General features: G+C 67.8%; 7 protein-coding genes and 1 pseudogene. 3 read left to right on the top strand and 5 right to left on the bottom strand.

Going from position 1 to position 11,173, the window contains the following annotated elements; genetic code table 11:
- The first annotated feature begins 138 nt into the window (after positions 1-138).
- The 3 genes from H5407_RS22955 (at position 139) to H5407_RS22965 (ending at position 5,671) form a co-directional block, all read left to right on the top strand.
- Positions 139-1,050: a pseudouridine-5'-phosphate glycosidase gene (locus H5407_RS22955; protein ID WP_183106816.1), complete on the top strand. Its 912-nt coding sequence runs from the start codon at positions 139-141 to the stop codon at positions 1,048-1,050.
- Between the two features lie 174 nt (positions 1,051-1,224).
- Complete coding sequence (locus H5407_RS22960) at positions 1,225-2,490, top strand: efflux RND transporter periplasmic adaptor subunit (RefSeq protein WP_183106817.1); 1,266 nt, start codon at positions 1,225-1,227, stop codon at positions 2,488-2,490.
- 70 nt (positions 2,491-2,560) lie between these two features.
- Positions 2,561-5,671: an efflux RND transporter permease subunit gene (locus tag H5407_RS22965; protein ID WP_183106818.1), complete on the top strand. Its 3,111-nt coding sequence runs from the start codon at positions 2,561-2,563 to the stop codon at positions 5,669-5,671.
- Positions 5,672-5,691: 20 nt separating this feature from the next.
- On the opposite strand, the gene H5407_RS22970 is transcribed toward H5407_RS22965, so the two are convergent.
- The 5 genes and pseudogenes from H5407_RS22970 to H5407_RS22990 form a co-directional block, all read right to left on the bottom strand.
- Positions 5,692-7,155: a GGDEF domain-containing protein gene (locus H5407_RS22970; protein ID WP_183106819.1), complete on the bottom strand. Its 1,464-nt coding sequence runs from the start codon at positions 7,153-7,155 to the stop codon at positions 5,692-5,694.
- Positions 7,156-7,158: 3 nt separating this feature from the next.
- On the bottom strand, positions 7,159-7,623 hold the full coding sequence (locus H5407_RS22975; protein ID WP_255501407.1) for a low molecular weight protein-tyrosine-phosphatase: 465 nt from the start codon (positions 7,621-7,623) through the stop codon (positions 7,159-7,161).
- Positions 7,624-7,852: 229 nt separating this feature from the next.
- The gene (locus H5407_RS22980; RefSeq protein WP_183106820.1) at positions 7,853-8,296 is read right to left on the bottom strand and encodes a helix-turn-helix transcriptional regulator; all 444 of its coding nucleotides are present in this window, start codon (positions 8,294-8,296) and stop codon (positions 7,853-7,855) included.
- A gap of 902 nt (positions 8,297-9,198) precedes the next feature.
- Complete coding sequence (locus H5407_RS22985) at positions 9,199-9,627, bottom strand: hypothetical protein (protein ID WP_183106821.1); 429 nt, start codon at positions 9,625-9,627, stop codon at positions 9,199-9,201.
- A gap of 28 nt (positions 9,628-9,655) precedes the next feature.
- Positions 9,656-11,173: pseudogene (locus tag H5407_RS22990) on the bottom strand (hypothetical protein); the annotation flags it as partial.

An 11,173-nucleotide genomic window follows, 5' to 3' on the forward strand; every position in this document is an offset into this window, starting at 1 on the left:
GATCGCCGGCCTGCAGCGCGCGCCGCAGGACCTGGCCGCCGCCTGCCGGCTGGGCCAGCGCCTGGCCGCCCTCACCCTGCAAAGCGCGGCCACGGTGTCGCCGCGCCTGAGCCCCGCCCTCCTGGAGGAGACCACGCCATGAACCCGCCCCTGATCTTCGCTCCCGAAGTCGCCCGAGCCCGCGAGCAGGGCCGCCCCATCGTCGCCCTGGAATCGACCATCATCTCCCACGGCATGCCGTACCCGCAGAACGTGCAGACCGCCCGCGAGGTGGAGGCCATCGTGCGCGCGGAAGGCGCGGTGCCGGCGACCATCGCGGTGATGGGGGGCAAGATCCGCATCGGCCTGTCGGACGAGGAGCTGGAACTGCTGGGCCAAAGCCCCGACGCGCTCAAGCTCAGCCGCCGCGACCTGCCCTTCGCCCTGGTCAGCGGCCGCGTGGGCGCCACCACCGTGGCCGCCACCATGATCTGCGCGCAGCTGGCGGGCATCCAGGTCTTCGTGACCGGCGGCATCGGCGGCGTGCACCGCGGCGCCGAGACCAGCTTCGACATCTCGGCCGACCTGCAGGAGCTGGCCCGCACCTCGGTGGCCGTGGTCTGCGCGGGCGCCAAGAGCATCCTGGACCTGCCCCTGACCTTGGAATACCTGGAGACGCACGGCGTGCCGGTGCTCTCCATCGGCCAGGACAACTTCGCGGCCTTCTATACACCCGACAGCGGCCTCAAGGCCGACTTCCGCCTCGACGACCCTGCCGAGCAGGCCCGCTTCCTGCGAGCCAAGTGGGGCCTGGGACTGGCCGGCGGCGTGGTGATCAGCAACCCGGTGCCGGCGGACGAAGCCATGCCGCGCGAGGAGATCGAACGCATCACCACGCAGGCCCTGCAGGAGGCCGAGGCCCAGGGCATCCAGGGCAAGGCGGTGACGCCCTACCTGCTGGCCCGCATCAAGGCCCTCAGCGAGGGCCGCAGCCTGGCGACCAACATCGCCCTCGTGCGGCACAACGCACGCGCAGGCGCGCGCCTCGCGCTGGCCTTGCTGCGTGCATAAAGTCATGCGCTGACTTGACGTCGGGGCAATACGCTGGCGAGTTCGCCGGGCTAAGCTTCGGGACTTCTCTCCAGCTCACCTGCCAAGCCCGCGGCCTGCCCGGCTTCCGTCGCCCTGCGCGCGGGAGTTCCGGGGTCGCGCAATGCGCTCCCCCAGGCCAGAAAGGCAAGCCCCATGCGCCGCACGCCCGTCGTTGCCACCATCCTGCTGCTGATCCTCGCTGCCGTTGCCTGGCGTTGGAAACCCACCCCGACCGAACCCGGCGCGCAGGCCCCTGCCGGCGCAGCCTCCGCCCCCGCTGCCAAGGGCGCGGCAGCCCCGCAGGCCGTGGGCGTGGTGACGGTGCAGCGCCAGGACGTGCCGGTGAGCATCGAGGCCGCCGGCACCGTGGCCGCCTTGCAGAGCGTGGACTTGCGCGCCCAGACCACCTCCACCGTGCGCGAGGTGCTGGTCAAGGACGGGCAGATGGTCACGAAGGGTCAGGTCTTGTTCCGCTTCGATGACCGCGCCGACCGCGCCAACCTTGACAAGGCCCGCGCCCAGTTGGCCCGCGATCGCGCCAGCCTGGCCGACGCCGAACGTCAGCTCCAGCGCGCCCAGGACCTACTGCGCCAGGGCTTCGTCGCCCAGAGCGCGGTGGACACGGCGCTGAGCACCGTCGAGGCCCAGCGCGCCCTGGTACAGGCCGACGAAGCCGCCGTGCAGGGCACGCAGGTGAGCGTCAGCTACAACGAGCTGCGCGCCCCGCTCTCCGGCAGGGCTGGGCTCGTCAATGCCATGCCCGGCTCCCTGGTGCAGGCCAATGCCAGCGCCACACCGTTGCTGAACATCGCGCAGCTCTCGCCCATTGGCGTGAGCTTCGTCGTGCCCGAGACCCAGCTGCAGCCCCTGCTCGCCGCCGTACGCCCGGGCGCCGACGGCAGGACCGAGCCGCTGGACGTGCAGGTGAGCCTCCCCGGCGCGCCCCGCAGCAAAGGCAAGGCCGCCGAGCCCGCCCTGAAGGGTCAGCTGCGATTCGTCGATAACCTCGTCGATGCCGCGACCGGCACCATCAAGGCCCGCGCTGAGTTCGACAACGCCGCCCAGCAGCTGTGGCCTGGCCAGTACGTGCGCGTGCGTCTGACGCTGCGCACCCTCAAGAACGCCGTGGTCGTGCCCCAGGCAGCGCTGATCCTGCGCGGCGCCGAGCGCACGCTCTATGTGGTCGGACCCGACAAGACTGCCCAGCTCAAGACCGTGCAACTGCGCTACGGCTTCGGTGACTTCGCCGTCGTCGAGGGCCTGGAAGCGGGCGAGCAGGTGGTGCTGGAAGGCAAGCAGAACCTGCGACCTGGCACGCCCCTGAAGGTGCAGCCCGCCGCCGTCGATCCGGGCCGTGTGCAGCGGGCGGACCCCGCCGCCAGTGCCGCGCCGGCCGCCGCATCGGGAGCCAGCGCATGAGCCCCGCACGACTGCCCGAAGCGGCTCGTTCTCGACTGGCGGGGCGGCACCCCGTGCGAAGGGTGCCCCAATGAGGCTGACCGAACTCTTCATCCGCCGTCCGGTGATGACCGTGCTGCTGAACCTCTCCCTGGTGATCGCAGGCCTGGCGGCCTTCTCCAAGCTGCCGGTGGCGGCCCTGCCCTCCTACAACACGCCCATCATCAATGTGCAGGCCAGCCTGCCGGGCGCCAGCCCCGAGACCATGGCCTCCTCGGTGGCCTTGCCGCTGGAGAAGCAGTTCTCCACCATCGCCGGACTGTCCAGCATCTCATCGACCAACATCCTGGGCAGCACCTCGCTGACCCTGGAGTTCGACCCCAGCCGCAATATCGACGCCGCAGCGGTGGACGTGCAGGCCGCGCTGTTCCGCTCCCTGCGCGCCCTGCCCACCGAGATGAGCTCGCCACCGTCCTACCGCAAGGTCAACCCGGCCGACGCGCCCGTGCTGATGGTGGCCCTGACCTCGCCCTCGCTGAACCTCTCGGACCTCAACGACTACGCCGAGAACCTCATCACCCCGGCCCTCTCCACCATCAACGGCGTAGCCCAGGTGTCCATCTTTGGGCAGAAGCGTTACGCCGTGCGCGTCCAGGCACGCACCGAGGCTCTCACCCAGCGTGGCATCACGCTGGAGGAGCTGCAGGCGGCCATCCGCTCGGCCAACGCGAACACACCCGTGGGCGGGCTGGACGGCGCGCGCCAGACCCTCACCATCCAGGCCAACAAGCAGCTGAAGAGTGCGAAGGAGTTCGCCTCCATCGTGGTGGCCAGCCGCAATGGCCAGCCCATCTTCCTGCGCGACGTAGCCGAGGTGCAGGACAGCTTCGAGAACACCAAGTCCTACGCCAGCTTCAACGGCGAGCGCTCCATCACCCTGGCCGTGCAGCGCCAGCCGGATGCCAACACCGTGGCCGTGGTCGATGCCGTCAAGGCCATGCTGCCTCGCATGGCGGCGCAGCTGCCGGCCTCGGTGCAGATGAGCACGCTCAACGACCGCTCGCTGTCCATCCGTGCGTCCCTGCACGACGTCTACTTCACCCTGGCCCTGACCGTGGCCCTGGTGGTGCTGGTGATCTTCCTCTTCCTGCGCCGGGCGGTGGCCACGCTGATCCCGACCCTGTCCCTGCCCATCTCGCTGATCGGCGCGTTGACCCTGCTCTATGCACTCGGCTACAGCCTTGACAACATCTCGCTGCTGGGCATCACCTTGGCCGTGGGCCTGGTGGTGGACGACGCCATCGTGATGCTGGAGAACATCGTGCGCCATGTCGAGGACGGCATGGCGCCCTTCGACGCTGCCATCCGCGGTGCGCGCGAGATGGCCTTCACCATCCTGTCCATCTCCATCTCCCTGGTGGCGGTGCTGATCCCCATCTTCTTCATGCCAGGTGTCATCGGCCTGCTCTTCCACGAGTTCGCGGTGGTGGTGATGCTGTCCATCCTGGTCTCGGCCGTGGTCTCGCTGAGCCTGGTGCCCATGCTGTGCAGCCGCTTCCTGCAGCCGCATCACGAGGTGGAGGAATCGGCCCTGGGCAAGACCTTCGAGCGTGGCTTCAGCGCCGTGCTGACCGCCTACGAGCGCAGCCTGGACTGGGCCCTGGCCCACCGCAAGGCCGTGCTGGCGGTGACGGTGGCCAGCTTCGCCGCCACCGTCGTCCAGTACGCGCTGATCCCCAAGGGCTTCTTCCCCGAGGAGGACGTGGGCCAGATCCAGGCCAGCACCGAGGCTTCGGAGGACATCAGCTATGCCGCCATGGAGCAGCTCCAGCAGCGCGTGGCCGAGATCGTGCGCCAGCACGGCGCCGTGGCCAGCGTGGCCTCCGCGCTGGGCGCGGGCGGCGGTGGCGGCAATTCGGTGAACACCGGGCGCATGTTCATCAACCTCAAGCCCCGCAAGGAGCGCCCGGCCATGCCCCTGGTGTTGGAGAGCCTGCGCAAGGAGCTGCGCAAGGTGCCGGGCATCGCCGTCTACCTGCGCCCGGTGCAGAACCTGCAGCTGGGCGGGCGCCAAAGCAAGGCCCGCTACCAGTACTCGCTGCAATCCGTCAGTGCGGGCGAGCTCAACCAGTGGGCGCTGAAGCTGCAGGAGAAGCTGCGCGGCGACCCCTTGTTCCGAGACGTCACCAGCGATTCCCAGCAGCGCGGCCTGCAGGCCGAGCTCATCATCGACCGCGAGCGCGCCAACCTGCTGGGCGTGCAGATGCAGGACCTGCGCACGGCGCTGTACGACGCCTTCGGCGAACGCCAGGTCTCCAGCATCTATGCCGAGAGCAACACCTACCAGGTCATCATGGAGGCCAGCCCCGAGGACCGCGGCACCGAGGACGCCTTCGCCAAGATCCAGCTGCGCGGACGCAACGGCACCCTGGTGCCTCTACAGGCCTTCGCCACCGTCCAGCGCGGCCTGGGCCCCACGGCCATCAACCACCAGGGGCAGCTGCAGGCCATCACCGTGGCCTTCAACCTGGCGCCAGACGTGCCCCTGGGCCAGGCCACCGCCAGGCTGGACGGCTATGTGCGCGAGATCCAGTTGCCTCCCTCCATCATCACCAGCTATGGCGGGGACGCGGCCGTTTTCCAGGACTCCCAAGGGGGTCAGGTCTTGCTCATCGTGCTGGCGCTGGCGGTGATCTACGTGCTGCTGGGCGTTCTCTACGAGAGCTACATCCACCCCGTGACCATCCTGGCCGGCCTGCCCTCGGCGGCAGTGGGTGCGCTGGCCACGCTGGAGCTCTTCGGTATGGAGCTGACCATCATCGCCACCATCGGCATCGTGATGCTGATCGGCATTGTGAAGAAGAACGCCATCATGATGATCGACTTCGCCCTGGACGCCCAGCGCGCCGGCGGCATGAGCCCTGAACAGGCCATCCGCGAGGCCTGCCGTCTGCGCTTCCGGCCCATCATGATGACCACGCTGGCGGCCCTGATGGGCGCACTGCCCATCGCCCTGGGCCTGGGCGCCGGCGCCGAGCTGCGCCAGCCCCTGGGCCTGGCGGTGGTGGGCGGGCTGATCGTGTCGCAGGCGGTGACGCTCTACATCACGCCAGTGATCTACCTGGCCCTGGACCGCTTCAGCGGTTCGGGCCCCGACAGGCGCGAGGTCGCCGAGGTCCGCATGACGGCGCGCGGCGCCTGAGCGGCGCGCCGGCCGCGTGTTCAGGCGCCCGGCGCGGACCGTGCCTTCTGCTCAGCCTTGTCCCGGTACATGTCCTGGTCCGCGATGCGCATGAGGCCCTGCGCATCGCTGGCCATGGAGGGATAGACCGCGATGCCCATGGCCGCGCTGACCCGCACGGCCAGGTTGTGCACCGAGATGAAGATGGGCTGCTCCAACAGGCCCACCAGCTTGGTCTTGACCTGCTGGGCCTGCGCCAGGCTATCGACGTCAGGCAGCAGCACCAGGAATTCATCGCCGCCGATGCGGCCGACGGTGTCGGCCTCGCGCAGTGAGGCCGCCAGGCGCTGGGCCACCACCTTGAGCACCTGGTCGCCCGCCTCATGGCCGTAGCGGTCGTTGATGGGCTTGAAGTCGTTGAGGTCCACGAAGATCAGGGCCAGGCCCTGGTTCTTACGCTGGGCCTGGGCCAAGGCGCGATCCAGGCGGTCATGCAGCAGGCGCAGCGAGGGCAGACCGGTCAGCGCATCGTGGTTGGCCAGGTGGCGCACCACCTGCTCCGCGCGAGCACGTCGGGCCACCTCTTCCTTGAGCTCGTCCAGGCTGCGCTCCACCGATTCCGCCATCTCGTCGATGGCCTGCGAGAGCTCGCCGAACTCCGAGCTGTGGCCCAGGCTGATGCGCTGCCCCTGCTGCTGCCCCTTGCGCACCTGCTTGGCCCAATGCCGCAGCAGTTCCACCGGGCGCCGTACCGAGCGGTCGTAGCGCAAGGCCATGAAGACTGCGTTGCCCGCCGTCAGCACCAGGCAGACGATGGCCAGCCAGGCGGCAAAGCGGAGGTTGTCCTGCAGGGGCTGCATCCAGGCCTCGTGACCCGCCTTCAAGGACTGCCGCACCGCGCGCAGCGGGCCCATGATCTCGGCCTTGGCATGGCGGTAGGCTGGGCCGTGCAGCATCTCCAGCGCCTCCTTCCAGTCCTCCTCGGCCAGGGGGTGCGAGGACCCGCGCGTATCGACTCGGCCCATGGCCTGCTGCTCGACCTTCATCAGCGCCTCGGAGCGCCGCAGAGCCTCTGCCAGGCGGGCGTAGTCGTCGGGATCGAAGCCGGCCTCCAGCATGCGCTCCTGCATGGAATGCGCGGCGGCTGGGCGGCCGGCGGCACGGGGCTGGTCCAGGGCGAGGTCCCAGTAGACCTCGTCATAGCCCTCGGGCTCGGCCTGCAGACCCTCACGCATGCGCGCGACCTCGCGGTAGTGATCTGCAAACTGGGGGTCGCGGCTCACCACGAAGAGCCGCGCCATGCGCGTCAGCTCGTCCGAGCTGCGCTGCAACTGGGCCACGAGGTGGTCGCGCTCAAGAAACTGGCGGCCCTGGTCCATCACCTTGCGATAGCCGGAAACCAGGTAGGCCACCGCACCCGTCGTCACCAGCACCAGCACGATCTGGGCGACAAGATTGAGGGCCAGCTTGGTCCGGAACAGCATGGTGGATGGCTTGCCGGGCATTGTCTATCGGGCGCCCGCTCGAGTCGCCGACCAGCTGCGCGCGGCCAACTCGATCAGGTCCAGCACGTTCTCGAAGCCCGCAGCGCTGCCGAAATAGGGGTCCGGCACCTCCTGCCCCTGCCGGCCCGGCACGAGGTCCAGCAAGAGGCGCAGCTTGTGCTGCTGCTCAGGCGGGCACTGGCGCCGCAGGGCGTCCAGGTTGTCCTGGTCCATGGCCAGGATGTGGTCGAAGCGCAGGTAGTCCTCGGCCTCCACGCGCCGGGAGCGCCATTTCTTGTCCACGGGGTACTTGCGGCGGTCGAGTGCCGCGATGGCTCGCACATCCATGCCCTGCGGGCGCGTGGACGCGCGCGCGCCGGCCGAGGCCACCCGCCCCAGACCGAGGAAGGCCGCCTGCGCCTTGAACACCGACTCGGCCATGGGCGAGCGGCAGATGTTGGCCGTGCAGACCAGCAGCAGGGATTGCATGGCCGGCATTATGGGCGAGCGCAGCGCCGGCACGGCGTTCCGATGCCCCTGCAGCCAAGGGTAGGCAGGGTGGAGGCAAGGTCTGACCCCTGCTCCGCCCCTCGCCCGCTGAGCGCCTCCCGGCCAGCACTGTTCAGCAATGCAGCCCCGGCCCCCCTTCAGGACACCAGCACGGCAGAGCCTTGGGCCTGGAACCCGCGGTCAGCCGGACCGGCCGTCGGCCGCAAACTCAGTGCCTGGTTTCCTCGGCCAGATATTCGGCAACGGTCACCGGGCGCATTTTCACGATTTTCTCCACCGGCACATTGAAATACCGGGCTAATTCCCGCGCGACACGAAAAAGCACCGGCCGCCCGATCTCTGCTCGCTTGATGGAGGCAATGGAGACGCGAAATCGGCCCTGCTGGCAGCATTCCGCCATTTCCTCCTGGGTCTGGAGTTTCTCGTTGCGCAGGCTCTTCAATACATCCTTGACCAGGAATACCCGGCCCTGCTGGACCATGGGTTCATAACGCACGGCAGGCGCCGGATTCATGCTCGCGGCGACCTGGGCCAGCATATTTTCATATGACAGAGATTCGCCGGCTGCAGGCGCAGCATTCTCGGCTACCGTATTGGCGGGATGGGCAGCCGAGGATTCCTCAGTCAGGCTGGTGTCGATTTCCTTGCTCATGGTGACCTCATCAGGTGGAACTGAAGGGGCGGGCCTGCACATGCCGGGGGGAGGCGGGCGGGCGGCGCGTCGATGCGCGGTGCATCGATGGGCGGAACGATAGGAAATCGGGGGGAAAGAAGCCTTCCGGGAACCTTCCGGAAGGCTTTTGACATGCCAAAGCGGGTCGAATTGAGGGTTTACCCTTGAATTCATCTCGCTTCCACCTCTTGCGAGGCCGCTGCACCGTTGGGTGCGGCACGTCAGTATTCTGGGCCTCAGGCTTCGCGCCGTCAGCGCCAGCGTTGGGGCAGAAAGGTGGCTGGAAGGGATCAGATGAAAAATGGACGGCCAGACGGCAGGAAGGTATCAGAAGAATTCCGGCAGCTTGGACCTCACATCGCTATTGCGCCGCGGAGGCAGCCTGGCAGCACCGCCGTTGACAGTCAGAACTTGTCTTCTCTGAACCCAGCATTCCCGGGCATTCCATCAGGCCATACAAAACCAGGGATTCCGATGACGCATGGGCAATGGAAACGTCAAGGAGATGGCGAGACGCCGGCGAATTCACCATCTGAAAGTCGAAGGCTGCACGGAATTCACAAAATCATTGGCAGGCAGTGCGTGATGCACCGGCAAACACACCGCATACCAACTGGCACCGACGGCCAGAATCTTCCGGTGCGGGAATTGCGATGCTGCCTCAGCCGCCCCTGTCTTCGTCAAGCGGCCCGCCTGCAACCGTGGCAGATGGGTCCTGCGGCAACGCTTGCCAGACGGGGTGCAGGGGGGCCGCGGCGAGCAGCTGCTTAGCTGCTTTCGCGAGCACGATTCTTCGCGCTGAAAGCGATGAGGTCGCGGCTGCATTGGAGGTCAGGCCTTGCCCATGGACATGAGACCTGACCCCGAATTTCCGAACCTACTCACACCCCATTGTTCTTGATCGTGGGATCGGTGGTTGGGACAAAGCCCAACATGTTTCCTTGCGCATCCGTCTGTGCAAAGAGCAGCACCAGTCCGCGGGTGGATTCGACGCCAGCATCCCAGGGTACTGTCACAGTATCCTTGGTCGAGCTACCCGAACCGGTGGTCGTGGCATCGAGAAAGTTGTAGTTCATCATCGTGGGATCGTTGCCAATGGTCTTGACCGCGCCCCCCACCAAACGCAGAGCTGTCTGGCGGGTGAAGGTGAAGCCGGCGGCCGTGCAGCCCTGGGTCACCGGGATGGGGCTGAGCCCGGGCGGGACGGTCACGTTGTTGGCATCGACATAGGTGGGGTAGGCGACGCCTCCCTGCGTTGACACGGCGGTGATGGTGAAGGGGGGTACAAAAACGGTCGTCGAATCGGACATTAAAGGCCTCCTAGGCTGGTGTGTGGAATCAGGATGCTGGATCGAAGCCCTCGGTATCCGCGCGCTGACGGTGCTCGATTTCCAGCCACCGTGTCAGTGCCTGGGCTTCCTGGGGCTTGTTCAGGCAGCTCAGCGCGCGGCTAGCCAGGCGGGTTATGCCCGCATGGACTTTCAGCATGGGCTTCAACACGGGGCCGCTCAGATCGGCCCAGGCTGCTTGGCAAATCGCCGGCTTGTCGCTCGCCGGGATCGCTTCCGCGCGAAACAGCGCCAGATCCAGGGCGGCCTCGCGCAAGGGCAGGTCACGCGGATACTCGCGCAGTCCGGCATTCAGCAGCGCCAGCATCTGTTGGAGGCGGTTGCCAACGAGGCCTGGTGAGTCTCCCTGCTTCAAGCGCAGCCGAGTCTCAAGTTGGACAAGCTCCGCCCGCACGGGATGCCAGCGAATGGACGGTGTCCGCCCAGCTTCCAGCGCCTCCAGCTGTGCCAGTAGCCGCTGGACAGCTTCCAAGGTCGGTGCCTTGGTCCGCATGAGGCCCGCTTCGGCGCGGATGGCCCCGGCAGACCAGCTACGGTTGCTGGCATCGACGGCCAGAAGTTCACGAAAGGCAGCGACGGCGTCCAGGAAGTAGGGCTCCGCCCGGCGGGTCTGGCCACTGCGCCACAACACGTCGCCCACGGCATGGGCCGCATTCGCTTTCGACTCCAGCCAGGCCTGATCGCCAGGATGAGCGGCATAGAGCGCACGAGACTGCGTCAGGGCCTGCATGAGCACGGCCTCGGCCTGCACCAGGCGCCCTCGCTGCACCAGCGTCGAGCCGAGCCAACTGGTCATGTTGGCCTTTTCTCCTCTCAGGCTGTCGTCGCCAACGCCCCGGGCCAGTACCCGGTCGATGACGGCAAGTGCCCGACGAAAGGCCGACTCGGCAGAACCCAAGGCGCCTTGGTCGAGGAACAAGGCGCCGAGATTGTTCTCTGCGTAGGCCAACTCGGTTTGCGCATCCAGATCCTCGGGCGCCATACCTGCCCAGGCCTCGCTCACCGCCTTGTAGCGCCGCAGCGCCACCTCCGCCGGGTCGAACTTCCTCTGCGTGTAATACACATGCCCCAGCCAGAACGCCGCCGCCCCCTGCGCCTTGCGCCAGGCGGACAGCAGCTCAGCGCTGGGCGGCTCGCCATCCAGCAGACTGTTGGCCTGCTGCAGCGGCTCCAGTGCGGTGTCCAGCTCGCGCTTGGACACCCGCACCTCGCCGATCACGGTCAGGGCCTTGGCGCGCTGCAGGCGCTCCATGGGCGTGGCCTCGTCCTTGGCGGAGAGGTGGCCCAGCGTCTTGGCGCCCACGCTGTCCAGCAGCTCCAGGCGGCCGATGGGGCGGAGCTTGTCGGCGAACTCGCCCAACATGTAGGTGACCAGGTCATCGGCCTGCTGGCGCCGCTGCCGGGCCTGCCCTTCAGCCTGCTGCGCGCGCCAGGCCATGCCAGCGGCCAGCACGGCCAGGGCGGCCAGGGCGGCCACGGCCCCGCCCTTGAGGCGGCCGGCCCAGGC

The organism is Mitsuaria sp. WAJ17 (genome assembly GCF_014174515.1).
Taxonomy (GTDB): domain Bacteria; phylum Pseudomonadota; class Gammaproteobacteria; order Burkholderiales; family Burkholderiaceae_C; genus Roseateles_B.